Here is a 19231-nt window from a genome sequence, read left to right on the forward strand (position 1 = left end):
CAGCATGGCGGAACAGCAGGGCGTGACGGCGCTGCAGCAGGCCTTGAAGGCGTGCCGCGGCTCCTTCCTGTCGGTAGGCTTCTTCAGCCTGTTCGTGAACCTGCTCATGCTGGTGCCGGCCATCTACATGCTGCAGGTCTACGACCGAGTGCTCGCGACCCAGAGCGGCGAGACCCTGCTGATGCTGACCCTGGTGGTGGTCTTCCTGTTCGCGGTGATGGGCCTGCTGGAGCTGGTGCGCTCGCGCATGCTGGTGCGGGTCGGCAATCGCCTCGATACCCTGCTCAGCGCCGACCTCTACCAGGCCATGTTCCGTCGCAGCCTGATGACCGAGGGGCGCCAGTCGGCCCAGCCGCTGAGCGATCTCGGCACCCTGCGGCAGTTCTTCGCCGGCAGCGGCCTGCTGGCCTTCTTCGATGCCCCCTGGGTGCCGGTCTACCTGGCGGTGCTCTTCCTGCTGCACCCCTGGCTGGGGCTCTTCGCCACCGGCGCCGCGGTGGTGCTGGTGCTGCTGGCCCTGCTCAACGAGAAGCTGACCCAGCCGCTACAGGCCGCCGCCAACGCCGAGCACATCAAGGCCCAGGAGCTGGCCGGCTCCAACCTGCGCAATGCCGAGGTGCTGCACGCCATGGGCATGCTGCCCGCCATCATGGGGCGCTGGGCGCGTCGCCACCGCGACTATCTGGCTGGCCACTCCCGCGCCGCCGACCGCGCAGACACCCTGAGCAACACCTCCAAGACCCTGCGGCTGCTGGCCCAGTCGCTGATCCTGGGGCTGGGGGCCTGGCTGGTGCTGCGCGCCGAGCTGACCCCGGGGATGATGATCGCCGGCTCCATCATCATGGGGCGCGCCCTCGCGCCCATCGATCGCATGATCGGCACCTGGAAGGGCTTCGTGGCCGCCCGGGGGGCCCATGGCCGCCTCCAGGAGCTGCTGGCCCGCACCCCGGGGGAGCCGCCACGGATGTCGCTGCCGGCACCGAAGGGCGAGGTGGTGCTGGAGGGCGTGGCCGCGGCGCCGCCCGGCCTGCGCACACCGACCCTGCGCGGCATCCAGTTCGCCGTGCCGGCGGGCGTCCATGTCGGCATCATCGGCCCCAGCGCGGCGGGCAAGTCGACCCTGGCGCGGGTGCTGCTCGGCGTCTGGCCCACCCTGGCGGGCACCGTGCGCCTGGATGGCGCCGACATCGAGCACTGGAACCGCGAGGCGCTGGGGCCCCACGTGGGCTACCTGCCCCAGGACATCGAGCTGTTCGACGGCACCCTGGCCGAGAACATCGCCCGCTTCGGCGCGGTGGACCCTGAGCAGGTGGTGGTCGCGGCCCGCAAGGCCGGCGTCCACGAGATGATCCTGGCGCTGCCGGAGGGCTATGACACCGTGATCTCGGTCGGCGGGGGAGCCCTCTCCGGCGGCCAGCGCCAGCGCATCGCCCTGGCCCGGGCGCTCTACGGCAGCCCGGTACTGGTGGTGCTCGACGAGCCCAATGCCAGCCTTGACGACGTCGGCGAGCGGGCCCTGGCCGAGGCGATCCAGCGCCTCAAGGCCGAGGGCGTCACCCTATTCGTGATCAGCCACCGGGTCAGCCTGTTGCGCGGCATGGACCGCCTGCTGGTGCTGCGCGAGGGGCAGGTCCATCTCTACGGCCCCACCGCCCAGGTGATGGAGCGCATGCAGGGCAAGCCGGCGCCCCAGGCGCGGGTCGCCCGCGCCGGGCGAGCGGCAGTGGCCGCGGCCGGGAGCGAGGACCACCAGGCCGGCGATGAGCCTCGCGGGGGACAGACACCATGAGCCAGCAGGAGAGCCGCAGCCTGCCTGCCGGGCATCGCGGCGGGGTGCCGGGTCGCCCCGAGATCGACGTCACGCCCGCCTCCCTGGAGGGCGAGTACAGCGAGAAGGTGCCGGTCAGCGACCGCGGCTATCGCCGCCTGGGCATGCTGGTCCTCGGCCTGGGGCTGGGGGGCTTCCTGGCCTGGTCGACCACCGCTTCCCTCGCCGTGGCGGTGGTGGCGCCGGGTCACGTGGCGGTGGAGTCCTTCCGGCGCACCGTACAGCACCTGGAGGGGGGCATCGTGCGCGAGATCCTGGTGGCCGATGGCGACCGGGTCGAGGCCGGCCAGCCGCTGGTGGTGATCGATGACATCCAGGCCCGCAGCGAGCTGCAGATCGTGCGCACCCAGTACCTGGTCGGCCGTGCCGCCGAGCTGCGCCTGCTGGCGGAGCAGCGCGGCGCCGAGGCGCTGGCGCTCCCCGAGGAGCTGACCGCCAGCGACCTGCCGCGTGTGCAGGAGGTGCTGGCGGTGCAGCAGGCGCTGTTCGCCGCCCGGGGCCACTCCCACCGCGCCACCCTGGAGGCGCTGGACGAGCAGGCCGAGCAGCTGCGCCGCCAGATCGAGGGGCTCGAGGAGGTGGTGCGCATCAACGAGCGCCATGCGGCCTCGCTGCGCGAGGAGGAGCGCGACCTGCGCGGCCTCTTCGAGAAGGGCATGGTCAACAACCAGCGCCTGCGCGAGGTGGAGCGCGACCGGCTGGAGCTGGAGGGCGATATCGCCAGCCGCCGGGCCGAGATCGCCCGCCTCGCCTCCCAGGTGAGCGAGAACCGCATGCAGCGCGAGATCCGCGACCAGGAGTTCCACAAGGAGCTGGGCGAGCAGCTGCGCGAGGTCCAGGCCCGGGTAACCGAGGCCGAGGAGCGCATCACCACGCTGATGGACCAGGTGGGCCGCAGCACCGTCACCGCGCCGGTGGCCGGCACCGTGGTGGAGCGCCGCGTGCACTCCATCGGCGACGTGGTGCGCAGTGGCGACCCGCTGCTCGACATCGTGCCGGGCAACGACCGCTTCGTGGTGGAGGCCCGGGTGCCGGACCGCGATGTCAACCAGCTCTACCCCGGCCAGCCGGCGGAGATCCGCTTCTCCGCGTTCAACCAGCGGTTGACCAATGTGATTCCCGCCGAGGTGATCTTCGTCAGCGCCGACAGCCAGGTGGACGAGGCCACCGGCGCGCGCTTCTATCGGGTGCGCCTGCGGGTCACCGAGCCGGGCCGCGAGTCGATGGCGGAGTCCATGCAGCTGCTCGCCGGCATGCCCGCCGAGGTGATGATCCGCACCGGCGAGCGCACCTTCGCCAGCTACATCACCAAGCCCATCACCGACATGCTGGCCCGGGCCATCCGCGAGGAGTGACCGCGCCGCCTCGTCCGGCTCAGGCGATCAGCCAGTCGTCGGCGAGCTGGAAGTCGTTGTACCAGATCTCCTTGGCCTCGGTATTGCGGGCGAAGACGAAGAACATGCCGTCGGTCGCTTCTCCCACGGCGTGGGTCGGCATCTGTGGGTCGCTCATGTACTCGCCGTCTCGCGTACTGGCGACGAACAGGGTGCCCGGGTCGCTGGGGTCGAAGGAGAGCTCGTTCGCACTGGAGGCCTTGAAGTAGATGTCCCCGTAGGGGCGGTTGGTGTTTTCCTGGTAGAACACGAACAGCGTCTGGCTGTCCTCGTCATAGGCCAGGGTCGGCCGGCTCGCGCTGTGGGTCGCGGCATGCACCAGCACGGGCTCCTCCCACTCTCCCGGCATGCCCCGGATCGCCCAGAGGGCGTCCTGGTCGTCCTTCATGGTCATCAGGATGGCGCTGCCGTCCCAGAGCGCGGCGAGGTGGTTGTCGAGCACCACCGCGTCCGTGATGGTATCGATCGTCCAGCCGCTGCCGTAGCCGGCGGGGGAGGGGGGCGTCGGCTGGTAGGCGAACTTCCACAGCCCCGTGGCGTCGTCGCCGTAGACCAGGCCGACGTGTGCGACGCCATCGAGCTCGAAGGCCACGAAGTCGACCTTGTTGTCGCCGTTGCTGCCCGCGGTGGTCGAGGGGCCGGGGTCGACGGTGGTGGTGCCCCAGGTGGCGAGGCTTGAGGAGGTGGGATAGGCCAGCTTCAGTCCCGATGTGCCCCCGGCGGCCGAGGGGCCGATCATGGCGACCACCGGGCTGCCGTTCTGGTCCAGCCCCAGCGACATCTCGGTGTTGCGCTGCCATTCGGCGCCGGTCAGCTTGCCGCCGGAGCCCGCCAGCTGGATGTTGTTCTGGATCTCGAAGGTGCCGGTCTGGGCGCTGTAGCCGAGCTGGAAGAGCCGCGGGCTCGTCTCCGAGGGCCCGAAGTTGAGCACATAGAGGGTGTCGGTGGCATCGTCCCAGGCGATGTCGGCCCGGCGCCCGCTGGTCAGCATGGTCGGGCTCGACTTGACCCAGCCTCCCAGGGTGCCGGGGTCGGGCAGCGAGCCATCGAAGCGATAGACATGCCAGCCCGTCTGTTCCGGCAGCACGGCCCACCATTCGCCGTCGTGGAAGAAGCTCTTGGTGGCGTTGGTGTGTTCGAAGTTGCGCCGATCATTGGTGCCGAAGGCCGTGGCGATGTAGGAGGTCTCCAGCGGCAGCGGCGGGGGGCCGTCGCCTTGGCTGACGGTGACCTGGACCGTGGCGGGGTCGCTCAGCAGCTGGCCGTCGTAGGCGCGGTAGGTGAAGCTGTCGCTGCCGATGAAGCCGAAGTCGGGGGTATAGGTGAGGGTGCCGTCGGCATTGACGGTGACGCTGCCGTTGCCCGGCAGGGTGACGGCGCCCACCGTCAGCGGATCACCGTCGGGGTCGCTGTCGTTCTCCAGCACCGCGATCTGCACGGCGCTTCCCTGTACAGTCGAGGCGGTGTCGTCCTGGGCCAGCGGCGGGGCGTTGACCGGCTCCGCCTGCTCGATGGTGACCTGGACCGTGGCGGGGTCGCTGAGCAGCGCCCCGTCCGAGGCCTGGTAGGTGAAGCTGTCGCTGCCGACGAAGCCCGCGTCGGGGGTATAGGTGAGGGTGCCGTCGGGGTTGAGCGTGACGCTGCCGTGGCTCGGCTGGGTCACGGCGCCCACCGTCAGCGGATCGCCATCCGGGTCGCTGTCGTTCTCCAGCACCGCGATCTGAATGGCGCTTCCCTCGAGGGTCGAGGCGGTGTCGTCCTGGGCGACTGGCGGGTTGTTGACCGGCGCCACCGGGGTATAGCGGTACTCGACGATCAGCCTGGGTGGGGACATCCCCTCTGCCGAGTCGAAGCTCCAGCCATCGGGCCCCAGGGGCAGGAAGGCCCAGCCGAGGTTATTCTCGCCATCGGCCCAGGCCTGCAGGCTGGTGGTGACGTCGAGCCGGGTGGTGCCGGTGGTGACGAAGCCCGTCTCGAGGTCGGCCTGCGCGAGGGCTTCGACGCCATCGGCCTGGATGCCGCTCTGCAGGCTGTCCCAGGTGTCGCCGTCGCTCCAGGGCCGGAGCATGCGATGCAGGGTGGCGCCGTCCCCCGAGGTGGTCGTCTGCAGTTCCAGCGTGGCGGAGAGGATGGTGGCCCCCAGCGGGATCTGCCCGGCAGCGTCACCGAAGATGTTCTCGAAGCGGATGAGGGTCTGCATCTCGCCCCGGCGCTCCTCGCTGTCCACGGTCAGCGTCTTCTGGCTGCTCCGGTTGGCGCGGGACTGGCCCTCGTAGAGGAAGGTGTCCACCACGCCTGAGTACCCATCCTGGCCCTGCTGGAACTGGCTCGTCGCGGTGATCGGCTCCGGCTCGTCCGCTGTGCTCGTGGTCATGGCCAGGAATGTCGGTGAGTCCTCGGCATCCTCCTCCAGGGACTGGAAGCTGACGAGATCGTCGTCATCGAGCAGCGCCTGATCCTGCGTATGCTCCGTCGTGGCCGTGGTCTCTTCCGCCTTCGGCTCGGGCTCGGGCTCGGGCGTCGCGTCAGCGGCCGTCTCTTCCTCCGGCAGTGCCGTTGCTGTCACCTCAGGATCATTGTTCGCTTCGGCGGGAGCGCCAGAGGTGTCGTCAGGGTCTGCTTGAGGGGCTTCGTCAGGCTGGTGGCCTTCGTCGCCGGCGGGAGCGTCCTCCGTCGGCGTGGTTGATGTCGCGGTGGCGGGCTCGTTGGCCAGGCTGTCGGTACTGCCAGCTGGTGACTGCTCATTATTCACCTCATCCCCCGCCAGGTTGTCGGCCTCCTCGGCAGGAGTCGCGTCGTCGACATCGGCCGGCGGCGTTATCGCATCGGTCTCCGGTTCGTCGGCATCATCGAGGTCCGGCGGCGCCTGGGCCAGGCCGCGCCTCTCTTCGCTTTCCACGGCCCGCTCGCGGGGCAGCGACCGGTTTGACTCGAAGCGGGTCTCGAGCAGGTCGGTATCGAGATCGTCCGACTCAGGTGAGGTGGACATGGCAGCCCCCTGTAACGGTGCGGTTGAATTGCTTCCTTGCTGGCAGGCGTCGGCCGGGACGCTGTCTGCGTTGCTTTATGTAATGTTAGGTTTCCGGGAGGGCGGCGCCATCCCGAGAAGTGATGAACCGTCGGTCCAAAATCGCCATACGGCTCGGCTCAGGGGATTTACTGAGGGAAGGAGTATCGGGGATGGGAAAGTTACTGCGAGCGGGGTGAGGCTGGCTGGAGTATCAGGGGGCTGGTTGACGCTTCAGGAGGGGGAACAAGACAGGGCTGCCATTAGGCAGCCCTGGTGGTACTAGATGCAACTTGCCGTCAGGCGATCTCGACGGTCACGTGGTCCCAGATATTACCGGCATAGTTTCTGTCGTCTCCCAGCGTGGCGGACCAGAGGTACTCGCCCTCATTGGCGGGATCCTTGAGACCGATGAAGTCTTCTTCTTCGACGAAGAAGCCTTCATCAAAGAGATGCTGCTTCAGTGCGCTCTCGTCGAAGTCGCCATCAGCTACGCTGTCCCACCCTTCCGGTGCCCAGTCGTCAGGAAGATCGACAACGAAAAGCAGTGAGTCGGACTGCCGCTGTCCAACGCCGCCAGTGGTTATCACGGAAAAATCAGTGATTGTGTCGAAGCCATCATCGCTGCCGAGTGCAACGACAGTCTCCGAGGAGGCTTCCTGCTCGAAGTGCTCGGTATTGAGATCGGAGTAGTAGCGCTCCTGGGTCTTCTTGCCGGTCGAGACGTCGATCTTGGTGGAAGCCATGAAGACGGAATCGATCAGGCTGTCCATCGCATCCTGGTAGGACTCGAGGCCTTCGCCCAGGGTGACTGAGGGGTAACTGTCCTCGGCGTTCTGCTTGAAGCTGACGTCGAAGCTGTAATCCCCTGAGGTGTCGAAGTCCTCACCAAGCAGGGCGGGAATCAGCCAACCCTCGACCACGTACTCCATCCAGGCCTTGTAGTATTGAACGAACTCGTTCTGGGAGAGGGCGGCGTCGAGCTGGTCGGCGTCCCCGATCAGGCCCTCTGATGCCAGCCAGGCAGCGAAGGGGTCCGGTCCCATATATACGGTATCGCCGGGAATGACCTCTTCGGAGAGCGCGAAGTTGAAGACAAAAGTATCATCTCCTCTTCCACCGGTCAGGGTGTCGTCACCAGCCCCGCCGATAAGGGTGTCATCCCCGTTGCCGCCGGTAATTTCGTTATCGAGATCATTCCCAGTAATAATATGATCTTGGCCAACACTTGTGCTGACAGTGTAGTTTTCAGTTTCTGGGCTCAACGTCACTTCGATAGCCATTGCATTACCCTCGCTTGCCTGCTGTTTCCTTGGAGAAACGGGCAGCACCTGTCGGTGCGCGGTTACCCGTTCGCCGCCTTGTCTGTTCTTCTCTTTCTCAAGGCGCCTTCCTCAGGCAACCCGGCTGTCTCGGTACGAGGGCGAGACCCGTGGCTTTCCGTCCCGGCATCGCTGCCGGTTTGGCGTTTGCTGCGTGGCGCTTGGACCGGGTCGTCGTCGCGCCCGCGGGGCAGGGCAGTGACGGGGCGAAGTCGATACGGTCTCCGGTATCAATTCTTGCCGAAATGTGAACTTTTGCAACAGGAATTTTGTAGCGACCTCATGCCCGAGTGATGAGCCGGACCATGTCGCCCGGGCGAGCCGTGGGCACGGCAGCTCATTGCAGGCGCACCGGTCGTCGATCCAGTATGCTGAACTCAAGAGACACAAGCTGGTCACGTCAGCAGGCAAAGGAGCGCAACCCCATGTCGACACTCACTTTCCAGGGCGCGGTAAAGGAAGTCACCGGCTCTCGCTACCTGATCGAGGTGGACGGCAGCGACGGCTCGCACAGGCTGCTGCTGGAGTGCGGGCTGCACCAGGGCGGCAGCGATGCCGACGAGACCAACGCCAAACCCTTCGGCAAGCTGGCCCACGAGCTCGAGGCCGTAGTGCTCTCCCACGGACACCTGGACCACTCGGGCCTGCTGCCCAAGCTGGTGCGCGAGGGCTTCAGCGGCCCCATCCACTGCACCCGGGGCACCCGTGACCTGCTGGAGATCATGCTCCAGGATTCCGCCTTCATCATGGCCAAGGACGTGGAGTGGGAGAACAAGTGGCGCAAGCGCAACGACAAGCCGCTGGTCGAGCCGCTCTACGAGCTGGAGGACGTGGAGCGCACCCTGTCGCTCTGCGAGTCCCATCCCTACGGCCAGCCGGTGGACCTGCCCGGCGGCGCCCGCCTGGTGTTTCGCGACGCCGGCCATATCCTCGGCTCAGCCATCGTCGAGCTGACGGTCCCCTCCGGCGGCCAGGAGAAGCGGCTGGTGTTCTCCGGCGACCTGGGCAACCCCGGCTCGGTGCTGATGAAGGATCCCGAGAAGCTCTATGAGGCCGACGTGGTGCTGATGGAGAGCACCTACGGCGATCGTGACCACCGTCCCCTGGACGAGACCCTGGAGGAGTTCGCCCGGGTGCTGGAGGAGGCCCACGAGGCGGGCGGCAACGTGCTGATTCCCGCCTTCGCCGTGGGGCGCACCCAGGAGATCCTCTACCACCTGAGCGTGCTCTACCACGAGGGGCGGCTACGCCAGCAGATGGTGTTCCTCGACAGCCCTATGGCGATCAAGGTCACCGAGCTCTACCACCGGGCGCGCAAGGCGCTGGATGCCGAGGACCTCAAGGTGCTCAATATCGCCGCCAGCGGCGATACCAGCCAGTACCTGCCGATCCTGCGCATGACCCGCACCGTGGACGAGTCCATGGCCATCAACCGCATCCACGGCGGGGCCATCATCATCGCCGGAGCCGGCATGTGCACCGGCGGGCGCATCATCCACCACTTCCGCTACAACCTGGAGAAGCCCAATACCCGCCTGGTGATCGTCGGCTTCCAGGCCGCCGGTACCCTGGGCCGCCAGATCGTCGATGGCGCCGAGCGGGTACGGGTGCTGGGCCAGGACCTGGCCGTAAAGGCCAAGGTGCACACCATCGGCGGCTTCTCCGCCCACGCCGGCCAGACCGACATGATCGGCTGGGCAGGCGCCTTCCGGAATAACCCCCGCTTCTACCTGGTGCACGGCGAGCCCGGCACCCAGGAGGCCTTCAAGGCCGCCCTGGCCGAGAGTGGCATCGAGGCCGAGATTCCCGCCTACGGCGACCGCATCGAGCTCTGACTCCACCTGTCGCAGCTTGATCTGCATCAAGCTGCGACGACTTGCCCCATGTCGTACGGCGAGCTCTGATCTATCCTCATGTTGATTGCAAACTAAGTAATTAATTTAGTTTGATTGGTTATTGAAGGTGGTGGAGGAAGGCCACCAGCGCCAGGGCGTGGCCGCCCCCGGCCCCATGGCCGCGATGATGCGCGATTCGAAGATTCCGGTCTTCAGCTTCTGAACTCACTGACTGCCTGAGGTAAATACCATGAAGAGCAACGTGGGCGGCATCGACAAGATTGCCCGTATCGTGATCGGCGCGCTGCTGATCGGCCTGGCGCTGACCGGTGTCATCGGCGCCTGGGGCTGGATCGGTGTGCTGCCGCTGGCCACCGGCCTGTTCAACTTCTGCCCGGCCTACAGCCTGTTCGGCATCAACACCTGCAAGCTGAAGAAGTAGCCGGTCCCGACCCTGGCTCGGCCAGGCCGTTCGACGCCCGCGACCCTCCGGTCGCGGGCGTCGTGCTTCCGGGAGCCGGGCAGGCTATCGCCGCCATGGGCAGGCTCAATCGCCATATAGAGCAAAATGAGCTAAGCTTATTCCATATTTAGCAAGTTGCCGCCCGGTCGACCCGGGCGCCACCAGGAGGAATGCTCATGAAGACCTTTGACCTGTCTCGCAGCACCGGCGCTGGCAACCCCGACGTGGCGGGCTTCTTCGACCCGCGCACCTTCAGCGTCCAGTACGTGGTCAGCGACCCGGCGACCGGCAAGTGCGCCATCATCGACCCGGTGCATGACTTCGACGAGAAGTCCGGTGCCACGGCCACCCACCATGCCGACGAGCTGCTCGCCTACGTGGCGGAGAAGGGCCTCGAGGTGGAGTGGGTGCTCGACACCCACCCCCATGCCGACCACTTCTCGGCGGCCCGGTACCTCAAGGAGAGGACCTGCGCGCCCACTGCCATCGGCGAAAAGGTCGTGGAGGTCCAGAAGCTGTGGAAGAAGATCTACCACTGGCCCGACTTTCCGGCCGACGGCTCCCAGTGGGATCGCCTCTTCGCCGAGGGCGACACCTTCCGCATCGGCGAGCTGGAGGCGCGGGTGATGTTCTCGCCGGGCCACACCCTAGCCTCCATCACCTACGTGATCGGCGATGCCGCCTTCGTTCACGACACCCTCTTCCAGCCGGACTTCGGCACCGCCCGGGCGGACTTCCCCGGCGGGGACGCCCACCAGCTGTGGCGCTCCATCCAGTCGATCCTGGCGCTGCCCGACGAGACCCGGCTGTTCACCGGCCACGACTACATGCCGGGCGGGCGCGAGCCGGCGTGGGAGAGCACGGTGCGCGAGCAGCGCGAGACCAACAAGCACCTGGCCGGCAGTGTCACCGAGGACGACTACGCGGTGATGCGCGAGGAGCGCGACAGCGAGCTGCCGATGCCCAAGCTGATCCTGCACTCCCTGCAGATCAATACCCGGGGCGGCCATCTGCCGGAGCCCGAGGCCAACGGCAGGCGCTATCTCAAGATCCCGCTGGATGCCCTGGAGGGTGCCGCCTGGGAGTGAGTGGCCGGGCATCGCGGCCATGACAGGGGCGAGCCTCGCGTGGATGAGGCTCGCCCCTGTCGGGAATAGGTCAAAAAAGTATAAGTATAGAACTTGTTTTTCGGCTATGCTGTCAGCATATCGTGAGGCAGCGACGCCAACGGAGGTAAGCCCCATGTCACAGACGAATGCGCCACGACCCATCGTGACCCACTTCTTCGACGAGCCCACCAACACCTTCAGCTATGTGGTGCAGGACCCCAACAGCAAGTCCTGCGCGATCCTCGATTCGGTGCTCGACTTCGACTACGCCGCCGGGCGTACCGACGTTCGCTCTGCCGACGAGATCATCGCCTTCGTGCGCGACAACGGCCTGGAGGTGGAGTGGATCCTCGAGACCCACGTGCACGCCGACCACCTCTCCGCCGCGCCCTACCTCCACGAGGCGCTGGGCGGCAAGACCGGCATCGGCGCCAAGATCACCGTGGTGCAGGATGTCTTCGGCAAGGCCTTCAACGCCGGCACCGAGTTCGCCCGGGACGGCAGCCAGTTCGACCGCCTCTTCGAGGAGGGCGACACCTTCACCATCGGCAGCCTGGAAGGGCGGGTGCTGCACACCCCGGGCCACACCCCGGCCTGCCTGACCTACGTGATCGGCGACGCCGCCTTCGTCGGCGACACCCTGTTCATGCCCGACTACGGCACCGCCCGCTGCGACTTCCCCGGCGGTGATGCCCGCACCCTATACCGCTCCATCCAGAAGGTGCTGGCCCTGCCCGGCGAGACCCGCATCTTCCTGTGCCACGACTACAAGGCGCCGGATCGCGAGGAGTACCAGCACGAGACCAGCGTGGAGGAGCAGCGTCGTCACAACGTCCACGTCCACGAGGGCATCAGCGAGGAGGAGTTCGTGAAGATGCGCACCGAGCGCGACGCCACCCTCGACATGCCGAAGCTGATCCTGCCCTCGGTGCAGGTCAACATGCGCGCCGGCCACATGCCGCCCGCCGAGGACAACGGCCAGGTCTACCTCAAGGTGCCGATCAACAAGTTCTGAGGCCCATCGATCAGGAGAGCGCCCATGCAGATCCATCAGCTCGAACCCGGTTTCGCCATCACCGACGCCGTGACCCCCGCCGACCTCGACGAGGTGGCCCGCCGCGGCTTCCGTTCGGTGGTCTGCAACCGCCGCCCCGGCGAGGCCGAGGACCACCCCGACGACCGCGCCCTGAGCGAGCGGGCCGCCGAGCTCGGCCTCGCATGGCGGTGCATCCCGGTCGCCCCGGGCGAGTATGGCGACGCGGACATCGCGGCCTTCGGCGAGGCGCTGGAGACCCTGCCCACGCCGATCCTGGCCTTCTGCAAGACCGGCAAGCGTGCCGTGCACCTCTGGGCCCATGCCCGCAGCCAGGGCGAGAGCTGCGATATCCCGGCGCTGCTGGCCGCGGCCCGCGCCGCGGGCCACGACCTGGAGGAGCGCCGCCCGCTGCTGGAAGCCGCCGCGGGGCAGCGCTGAGCGATGAACCCCAAGCGCTACTTCCCGATCCTGCAGTGGCTGCCCGGCTACGGCCGCGCCACCCTGGGAAGCGACCTGCTGGCGGCGGTGATCGTCACCATCATGCTGATCCCGCAGTCGCTGGCCTACGCCATGCTGGCCGGGCTGCCGCCCGAGGTGGGGCTCTATGCCAGCATTGCCCCGCTGGTGGTCTATGCGGTGTTCGGCACCAGCCGCACCCTGGCGGTGGGGCCGGTGGCGGTGGTCTCGCTGATGACCGCCGCGGCGGTGGGGCAGATCGCCCCCCAGGGATCGCCGGAGTACCTCGGCGCGGCCCTGGTGCTGGCGCTGATGTCCGGGCTGATGCTGACCCTGATGGGGGTGGCGCGGCTGGGCTTTTTGGCCAACTTCCTCAGCCATCCGGTGATCTCCGGCTTCATCACCGCCTCGGGGCTGATCATCGCGGCGAGCCAGCTCAAGCACGTGCTGGGCGTCGAGGCCAGCGGCCATAACCTGCTCGAGCTGCTGGTCGGCCTGGCCGGGAACCTGGGCAGCGTGAACGGCCCGACCCTGGCGATCGGCCTGGCGGTGCTGGCGTTCCTCTACGCCGCACGGCGCTGGCTCAAGCCAGGGCTGCTGCGCCTGGGCGTGCCGGGCCGGCCGGCGGACATGCTGACCAAGGCCGCGCCGATCCTTGCCGTGGCGGTGACCACCCTGGCCACCTGGGGGCTCGGCCTGGACGAGCGCGGCGTGGCCGTTGTCGGCGCCGTGCCGGCGGGCCTGCCGCCGCTGACCCTGCCCGGCTTCGACAGCGGCCTGTGGAGCCAGCTGTTCGTGGCGGCACTGCTGATCAGCATCGTCGGCTTCGTGGAGTCGGTGTCGGTGGGCCAGACCCTGGCCGCCAAGCGTCGCCAGCGCATCGACCCCGACCAGGAGCTGGTGGGGCTGGGCACCTCCAATATCGCCGCGTCGTTCACCGGCGGCATGCCGGTGACCGGGGGCTTCGCCCGCTCGGTGGTCAACTTCGATGCCGGCGCCGAGACCCCGGCGGCGGGGGCCTTCACCGCGGTGGGGATTGGCGTGGCGGCGCTGCTGCTCACCCCGCTGATCGCCTACCTGCCCATCGCCACCCTGGCGGCCACCATCATCGTGGCGGTGCTCTCGCTGGTCGACCTCCCCGCCATCCGGCGCACCTGGGCCTACTCGCGCAGCGACTTCGCGGCGATGCTGGCGACCATCCTGGTCACCCTGGGGCACGGGGTCGAGAGCGGCATCACGGTGGGGGTGGGGCTGTCGCTGGCGCTGCACCTCTACCGCACCAGCCGTCCCCACAGCGCCGTGGTGGGGCGGGTGCCGGGCAGCGAGCACTTCCGCAACGTGCAGCGCCACGCGGTGGAGACCGACGAGCGCCTGGCGATCCTGCGGGTCGACGAGAGCCTCTACTTCGCCAACGCTCGCTACCTGGAGGACACCGTGATGGAGCTGGCCGCCCGCCAGCCGGGCCTCCAGAACATCGTGCTGGCCTGCCAGGCGGTCAACGTCATCGACGCCTCGGCGCTGGAGAGCCTGGAGGCGATCAATGCCCGACTCAAGGATGCCGACGTGCGCCTGCACCTGGCCGAGGTCAAGGGCCCGGTGATGGACCGGCTGAAGAACACCGAGTTCTGCCACGAGCTCACCGGGCACGTGTTCCTCAGCACCTATGACGCCTGGCGGGAGCTGCGCGGCGAGAGCGACGGGACCCTGTCGCGGCGCTGTGCCGAGCTGCAGATGACCTCGCCGCGTCAGCCCTGACCCCAACGTTTCGATATCACCCGCATCCGCGTGGATGCCCCAAAGGAGAGAGAAAGTGGACTGGAGTTCATCCCTGCAGGGACTGGCCGGCGGCATCCTGATTGGCCTGTCCGCCACCTGGCTGATGGCCACCCTGGGCCGTATCGCCGGCATCAGCGGCATCATCGGCACCCTGATCACCGCCCGCCCCCGGGGCGACAGCGCCTGGCGGCTCACCTTCCTGCTCGGCCTGATCAGCGGCCCGATCGTGCTGATGCTGCTGGGCGGCGGCCTCGGCAACGTCGTCGGCGCCGGGGTCGACGTGACCGGCGAGGTGATCGGCCAGCCCGCCGGCGGCGTGGTCATGATGCTCCTCGCCGGCCTGCTGGTGGGCGTGGGCACCGGGCTCGGCAGCGGCTGCACCAGCGGCCACGGGGTCTGTGGCCTGGCGCGCCTCTCGCCGCGCTCGCTGGTGGCGACCCTGACCTTCCTGGTGGCGGCGATCATCACCGTCTACGTGGTTCGGCATGTGATCGGAGGTGGCGCATGAAGACCGAGACCTTGAAGCCAGTGATGGGCTATATCGCCGGCCTGCTGTTCGGCCTGGGTCTCGGTATCTCCGGCATGACCGACCCGGCCCGGGTGCTGGGCTTCCTGGACCTCTTCGGCGCCTGGGACCCGACCCTGATGTTCGTGCTCGGCGGCGCCGTGGTGACCAACTTCATCGGCTATCGCCTGGCCTTCAAGCGTACGGCCCCGATCTACGGCGAGGCCTTCCAGCTGCCCACCCGCCAGGACCTCGACGGTCGCCTGATCGGCGGTGCGGCGCTGTTCGGCATCGGCTGGGGGCTTTCGGGCTACTGCCCGGGGCCGGCCTTCGCCTCCATCGCCGGGCTTACCGGCCCGCTGGTCGCCATGCTGGTGGCCATGGTGGCCGGCTGGTTCCTGGCCAGGGCAATCCCGGCACGCGGTTGATTCACCCCCTGCCGGGCGGCCTCCATTGCGTCCCCGCCGGCACGGTCGGCGGGGACGCCTGCGTCTGGTGGCAGGACCTTTGACCAATGGACGAGGCGATCCGGCTGTATGCTTATAACCGGTTAACGCCGCCTTAATTGACGAGTGACAGGATGTCGCACACAACGAGGATTCCATCTCATGCACGTTCTGCTGATCGAGGATGACGCCCTGGTTGCCTCCGGCATCCAGGCCGGGCTGACCGTCCACGACTTCGTGGTCGACCATGTGGAGACGATGGCCGAGGCGCGCAGCGCCATGGAGACCGTCTCCAGCGATGCCGTGATCCTCGACCGCGGACTGCCGGATGGCGACGGCCTGTCGCTGCTCGAGGAGTGGCGCTCGGCGGGCATCGCCACGCCGGTGCTGGTGCTGACCGCCCGCGATGCGGTGCGCGACCGCATCGAGGGGCTGCAGGGCGGCGCGGATGACTACCTGGTCAAGCCCTTCGACCTGGACGAGCTGGTGGCCCGCCTGCAGGCCCTGCTGCGCCGGGCGGCGGGGCGTTCGCGGACCCTGATCGAGCACGGCCCGCTGTGCCTGGACCCGGTGGCCCGGGAGGTCACCGTTGACGGCCGCCCGGTGGCGCTGTCGCGTCGCGAGCTGGTGCTGCTGGAGACCTTCCTGCAGTCGCCGCGCAGCGTGCTCTCCGCGGACCAGCTCAAGGACAGCCTCTACGGCATGAACGATGAGGTGGAAAGCAACGCGCTCAACGTGCATATCCACCACCTGCGCCGCAAGCTCGGCAGCCGGGTGATCGAGACGGTGCGCGGGCTGGGCTACCGGCTCGGCAAGCCCTCGGCGGTGGTACTGACCGACAAGAGGCGGGAGGCGTGAGCCTGCGCACGCGGCTGCTGCTGACCCTGGGCCTGACCCTGGCGCTGCTCTGGAGCCTGGCGGCGGCCTGGCTGATGCGCGATCTGGAGGAGCAGTTCGTCGCCACCCTGGACCAGCGCCTGGCGCAGTCGGCGCGCATGGTGGCCGGGCTGATGGCGCAGCTTCCGGAGGAGGTGTGGCTGCAGGCCGACCAGCGGGCGCTGTCGATTCCGCCCATCGAGGGGCTGGCCTGCCAGGTGCACTCGCCCCGCGGCGAGATCATGGCGCGCACCCACACCGACCTGGAGTCGATCCTGGCTCCCGGCGAGCGGGGGCACGCCTACCGCGAGGAGGGCGGCGTCACCTGGCGGGTGTTCACCTACGAGCGCGGCGGGCTGACCATCACCACCGCCGACCGCATGGACGAGCGCGACATGCTGCTGCGCAACGTCTTCCAGGTGGCGGTGGTGCCCTTCGCCGTGGCGCTGCAGGGCAGCATGGTGGCGCTGTGGCTGGGCGTGCTGCGCGGCCTGGCGCCGCTGAGCCGCCTGCGCGACTCCCTGGCGCGGCGCCATCCGGATGCCCTGGCGCCGGTGGCCACCTACGGCGTGCCGGTGGAGCTGCGGCCGCTGGTCGAGACGCTCAACGGGCTGCTGGCGCGGATCCAGCAGGCCATCGTTCGCGAGCAGCGCTTCACCAACGATGCCGCCCACGAGCTGAAGACGCCGCTCACCGCCATCAAGACCCACCTGCAGGTGGCGAGCCGGGTCGAGGGCGAGGCCGCCCGCCAGGCCCTGGCCCATGCCGAGGAGGGGGTGGGGCGCCTGTCGCGCATCCTCGACCAGCTGCTGATGCTGGCCCGGGTCGAGGGGCGGCTGCAGTTCGAGGATGGCGAGCGCAGCCGGGTCGACGACGTGGTCGAGCTGGCGCTGCGCGATACCGGGGTCGACCCGGCGCGCTTCCGGATGCCGGCGGCGTGGCCGGCGGTCGAGCTGGCGCTGCCCCGGGAGCTGGCCGTCACCGCGCTGCGCAACCTGGTGGATAACGCCCTGCGCCACGGCGGCGAGGACCAGCCGGTGGCGGTGGATGCCCGGCTGGACGAGACGGCCGGTGAGCTGACCTTCCGGGTGCGCGACCACGGGCCCGGCGTCGACGACGAGGCCCTCGGCCAGATGGCGCAGCGCTTCTGGCGCGCCAGCAAGCAGCGCGGCAGCGGCCTGGGTCTGGCTATCGTGGTGGCCATCGCCGAGCGCTTCGCCGGACGGCTCGATTTTGCCCGCCCCGACGGGGACGGGCTGGAGGCCCGCCTGACCTTCCCGGTCCTGGCGAGCCGTTGAATACCCCGTACCGAACACTGCGTACCGGGGCCGATGACAACACGAGGGGAAACCGCTATGTCCTACAAGGGGATCATGGGGACCAGCAAGAGGATCACGGGCGGGCTCGGCCTGCTGCTGGGCGTCGGCCTGGCCGCCGGTCAGGCCGTGGCGCTGGAAGGCGACGCCGAGCGTGGCCAGGCGGCCGCGGGGACCTGCGTGGCCTGCCACCAGGCCGACGGCAGCGGCATGAACGTGCCGGGCGGTGAGTCCTGGCCGCGTCTGGCCGGCCTGGACGCCGACTACCTCGCCAAGCAGCTGCACGACTTCAAGGAGGGGCGTCGCCAGAACGCCACCATGATGCCGTTCGCCAACATGCTCGACGACCAGCAGATCGCCGACGTGGCGGCCTACTACAGCGAGATGCGGGTGACCGCGGCCCAGACCGGCGATGTCGATGACGACCTGCTGGCCCGCGGCGAGCAGCTCGCCCTGCGCGGCGACTGGGACGCCTACATCGTCTCCTGCAAGAGCTGCCACGGCCCGCGCAACGAGGGCGTCGGCGATACCTTCCCGGGCATCGCCAGCCAGCACGCCGGCTATATCGAGAACCAGCTGCGCGCCTGGCAGGCCGACGAGCGCAGCAACGACCCGCAGAACCTCATGGGCGCCATCGCCAAGCGCATGAGCGACGAGGACATCCGCGCCGTTTCCGCCTGGCTGGCCAGCCAGTCCGTGGCGTCCGAATAAGGGGGAGCAGACCATGAACCATTTCAGGACCAACCTGGGCAGGACCACCCTGGCCGTGGCCGGTGCCACCGTGGTGGCTGGCGTCAGCCTGGCCGCCTTCGCCGAAACCCGGCACCCGGCGGTCGAGACCCTGGTGGAGATGGGCTATCCGGCCCCCCAGGAGGGCGAGCTCGTCCATATCCCGCCGACCATGGCGGACCTCGAGGCCTCCGACCTGCATCCGGAGACCAAGCAGGTCATCCGCCGCGGCTATGACCTCTTCACCAACACCCAGCAGCTGCGCGGCGAGAACGTCTTCAACGACATGAACTGCTCCAGCTGCCACCTGGGCGAGGGGCGCCAGCCGTTCAGCGCCCCGGTGTGGGCGGCGGCGGTCACCCTGCCCAACTATCGCGGCAAGAACGACCACGTCAACAACCTCGAGGAGCGCATCGCCGGCTGCTTCGCCTACTCCATGAACGGCACGCCGCCGGAGTACGGCAGCGACGACATGCTGGCGCTGACTGCCTATCACCAGTGGCTGGCCAAGGGGGCACCCATGTACCCCGACCAGCCGATCTACGGCCGCGGCTTCCCCCATCCGGACCGCCCCGAGGAGCTGAGCTACGAGAACGGCCAGGCGCTCTACGCCGAGAACTGCGCGGTCTGCCACAGCGAGGACGGCTCCGGGCTCTACCAGGACGGCGAGTATGTCTTCCCGGCGCCCTGGGGCGACGGTTCCAACAACTGGGGCGCGGGCATCGTGCGCCTTTTCACCGCGGCCGGGTTCATCAAGAACAACATGCCGCTGGGCCAGCCGCTCTCGCTCTCCGACCAGGAGGCGTGGGACATCGCCTACTACATGAACAGCCAGGAGCGCCCGCAGGATCCGCGCTATACCGGCGACGTGGCCGAGACCCTGGAGCGCTTCGGCCCGACCTTCCACCGCCACTCCCTCTACGGCCAGGAAGGCCCGAATGGCGACATCCTCGCCGACCATGCCAACTGGGGCGAGAAGGGCGACGAGGTGAAGCCCTGGAACGTCGGCCAGCCGCGCTTCGAGGAGCTGAAGGCACAGTAGACATGATGGATTGACCTGCCCCGCCTCAACGTCGTGGGTTACGTTGAGGTGGGGACACCCAAACACAGAGCCACTATTGAGGGAGGCAGGT

At 68.4% G+C, this 19231-nt stretch carries 16 protein-coding genes and 1 riboswitch; of the genes, 14 read left to right on the plus strand and 2 right to left on the minus strand.

Translation table 11 applies throughout. The features are described 5' to 3' along the window. Nucleotides 1-4: 4 nt before the first annotated feature. On the plus strand, nt 5-1789 hold the full coding sequence (locus tag BDK63_RS01955) for a type I secretion system permease/ATPase (protein WP_183329632.1): 1785 nt from the start codon (nt 5-7) through the stop codon (nt 1787-1789). After that, nucleotides 1786-3183 carry an HlyD family type I secretion periplasmic adaptor subunit gene (locus BDK63_RS01960; protein WP_183329633.1) on the plus strand — a complete coding sequence of 466 codons (1398 nt, stop codon included), beginning with the start codon at nt 1786-1788 and terminating at the stop codon, nt 3181-3183. The genes BDK63_RS01955 and BDK63_RS01960 overlap by 4 nt, the downstream gene beginning before the upstream one ends. 19 nt (nt 3184-3202) lie before the next feature. Here the strand turns inward: BDK63_RS01960 and BDK63_RS01965 are convergent, their stop codons facing one another. Continuing rightward, nucleotides 3203-6211: an Ig-like domain-containing protein gene (locus BDK63_RS01965; protein ID WP_183329634.1), complete on the minus strand. Its 3009-nt coding sequence runs from the start codon at nt 6209-6211 to the stop codon at nt 3203-3205. A gap of 317 nt (nt 6212-6528) precedes the next feature. After that, complete coding sequence (locus BDK63_RS01970) at nt 6529-7512, minus strand: hypothetical protein (protein WP_183329635.1); 984 nt, start codon at nt 7510-7512, stop codon at nt 6529-6531. 111 nt (nt 7513-7623) lie between these two features. Further along, nucleotides 7624-7706: riboswitch (cyclic di-GMP riboswitch) on the minus strand. A 270-nt stretch (nt 7707-7976) separates the two neighbouring features. Between BDK63_RS01970 and BDK63_RS01975 the strand changes: the two genes are divergently transcribed. From BDK63_RS01975 to BDK63_RS02030, 12 genes are all read left to right on the plus strand, one after another. After that, the gene (locus BDK63_RS01975; protein ID WP_183329636.1) at nt 7977-9386 is read left to right on the plus strand and encodes an MBL fold metallo-hydrolase RNA specificity domain-containing protein; all 1410 of its coding nucleotides are present in this window, start codon (nt 7977-7979) and stop codon (nt 9384-9386) included. 250 nt (nt 9387-9636) lie between these two features. After that, nucleotides 9637-9828 (plus strand): YgaP family membrane protein, encoded by a 192-nt coding sequence (locus tag BDK63_RS01980; protein ID WP_183329637.1) that lies wholly within the window; start codon nt 9637-9639, stop codon nt 9826-9828. 197 nt (nt 9829-10025) lie between these two features. Beyond that, nucleotides 10026-10937: an MBL fold metallo-hydrolase gene (locus BDK63_RS01985; RefSeq protein ID WP_183329638.1), complete on the plus strand. Its 912-nt coding sequence runs from the start codon at nt 10026-10028 to the stop codon at nt 10935-10937. Between the two features lie 154 nt (nt 10938-11091). Next, nucleotides 11092-11973: an MBL fold metallo-hydrolase gene (locus BDK63_RS01990; protein WP_183329639.1), complete on the plus strand. Its 882-nt coding sequence runs from the start codon at nt 11092-11094 to the stop codon at nt 11971-11973. A 24-nt stretch (nt 11974-11997) separates the two neighbouring features. Next, nucleotides 11998-12432, plus strand: coding sequence for a protein tyrosine phosphatase family protein (locus BDK63_RS01995; protein WP_183329640.1), 435 nt, complete (start codon nt 11998-12000; stop codon nt 12430-12432). A 3-nt stretch (nt 12433-12435) separates the two neighbouring features. Further along, on the plus strand, nt 12436-14205 hold the full coding sequence (locus BDK63_RS02000) for a SulP family inorganic anion transporter (protein WP_183329641.1): 1770 nt from the start codon (nt 12436-12438) through the stop codon (nt 14203-14205). A 55-nt stretch (nt 14206-14260) separates the two neighbouring features. Beyond that, complete coding sequence (locus BDK63_RS02005) at nt 14261-14734, plus strand: YeeE/YedE family protein (RefSeq protein WP_183329642.1); 474 nt, start codon at nt 14261-14263, stop codon at nt 14732-14734. Continuing rightward, entirely contained in the window at nt 14731-15159 is a 429-nt protein-coding gene (locus tag BDK63_RS02010) for a DUF6691 family protein (RefSeq protein ID WP_183329643.1), read from the plus strand. Before BDK63_RS02005 ends, BDK63_RS02010 begins: the two co-directional genes overlap by 4 nt. Nucleotides 15160-15339: 180 nt before the next feature. Continuing rightward, on the plus strand, nt 15340-16035 hold the full coding sequence (locus BDK63_RS02015; protein ID WP_183329644.1) for a response regulator: 696 nt from the start codon (nt 15340-15342) through the stop codon (nt 16033-16035). Further along, nucleotides 16032-17351, plus strand: coding sequence for an ATP-binding protein (locus tag BDK63_RS02020; protein ID WP_183329645.1), 1320 nt, complete (start codon nt 16032-16034; stop codon nt 17349-17351). The genes BDK63_RS02015 and BDK63_RS02020 overlap by 4 nt, the downstream gene beginning before the upstream one ends. A 57-nt stretch (nt 17352-17408) precedes the next feature. Further along, nucleotides 17409-18080: a c-type cytochrome gene (locus BDK63_RS02025; RefSeq protein ID WP_246385673.1), complete on the plus strand. Its 672-nt coding sequence runs from the start codon at nt 17409-17411 to the stop codon at nt 18078-18080. A gap of 13 nt (nt 18081-18093) precedes the next feature. Next, nucleotides 18094-19140: a c-type cytochrome gene (locus tag BDK63_RS02030; RefSeq protein ID WP_183329646.1), complete on the plus strand. Its 1047-nt coding sequence runs from the start codon at nt 18094-18096 to the stop codon at nt 19138-19140. The last annotated feature ends 91 nt before the right edge of the window (nt 19141-19231 follow it).

Source organism: Halomonas campaniensis, assembly GCF_014193375.1.
GTDB classification, from domain to species: Bacteria; Pseudomonadota; Gammaproteobacteria; order Pseudomonadales; family Halomonadaceae; genus Halomonas; species Halomonas campaniensis.